A 1,052-nucleotide genomic window follows, 5' to 3' on the forward strand; every position below is an offset into this window, starting at 1 on the left:
CGTGATCATGGGATAGATTTGCGTCCAGAAGATTTTTTTTATCCCGAGCGCTTGCAGAGATTAATGCAAGAGCAACACCCCCCAATGACTACATTTGCAAAAAGTTCCGGCGTTGATAGCGCGCGTGAGACTTTGCAGCCTTAAGGAGGTGATGATGGCTGTAGAAAAGAAATACGAACTTACTGATGAAACAATTGAGTTTGCTGGAAAAACTATTCACCGCATTCGTGCATTGAGAAGCTTTGGAAAAGTTAAAGCAGGTGATGTTGGTGGTTTTGTAGAGAGTGAAGGCAACCTCTCTCATGAGGGCGATTGTTGGGTTGGGAATAGGGCATGGGTTTATGGTGATGCACGTGTTTTTGGCAATGCCAAGGTTCTTGGTTTTTCTCATGTTTATGACAATGCCCGTGTTTATGAGAATGCCAATGTTCTTTTAGCAGCTGCGATTTATGGCAACGCCAAGGTTTGTGGTAATGCGCATGTATTTGGCAATGCCAAGGTTTGTGATGAAGCTGCGGTTTTTGGTAATGCTTACGTTTACGATAATATCCATGTTTATGGCAGCGCCAAGGTTTATGGCAACGCCAAGGTTTGTGGTTATGCCAAGGTTTGTGATGCTGCTAAGGTGTTCGGTCATGCCGTGGTTTATGGTAAGGCCAAGATTTATGGAAATGCATATGTTTGCGGCACTGAAGAATATGGTGGCGACAGAGTTTATATGTGTTCACATAATGCAAATGAAGCGCATAAGAATGATGATGGTAAGCCTCGTGTAGAGCTTATACCGCCGTTGGCACTGCTTGAAATTGGTAAAGTTTTAGAGTTTGGGGCAAAGAAGTACGGAGCAAACAATTGGCGTAATGGCATGCACTGGAGCAGGTTACACGGTGCTGCTTTACGTCATTTATTAGCATGGTTTGGTGGAGAGCATAAGGATGCTGAGAGTGATTTATCACACTTGGCACATGCGGCTTGTTGCATTCTTTTTTTAATGGAATGCGAAGCACAACAGATTGGTCATGATGACCGCCCTCATAAAAATTAAAGGAGAT

1 protein-coding gene is annotated in these 1,052 nt (G+C 43.6%); it reads left to right on the forward strand.

Annotated elements, in window-relative coordinates; translation table 11 throughout:
* The first annotated feature begins 718 nt into the window (after window positions 1-718).
* Window positions 719-1,045, forward strand: a complete 327-nt coding sequence (locus ACFIL8_RS10845) for a dATP/dGTP diphosphohydrolase domain-containing protein (RefSeq protein WP_375610982.1) — start codon at window positions 719-721, stop codon at window positions 1,043-1,045.
* Window positions 1,046-1,052 lie beyond the last annotated feature (7 nt).

The organism is Bartonella sp. AP57NXGY (genome assembly GCF_042195805.1).
Classification (GTDB): domain Bacteria; phylum Pseudomonadota; class Alphaproteobacteria; order Rhizobiales; family Rhizobiaceae; genus Bartonella.

What these genes read in the sequence shown, in the direction of transcription:
- ACFIL8_RS10845 (WP_375610982.1), top strand. Translation starts at nt 719, where the DNA reads ATGTGTTCACATAATGCAAATGAAGCGCATAAGAATGATGATGGTAAG.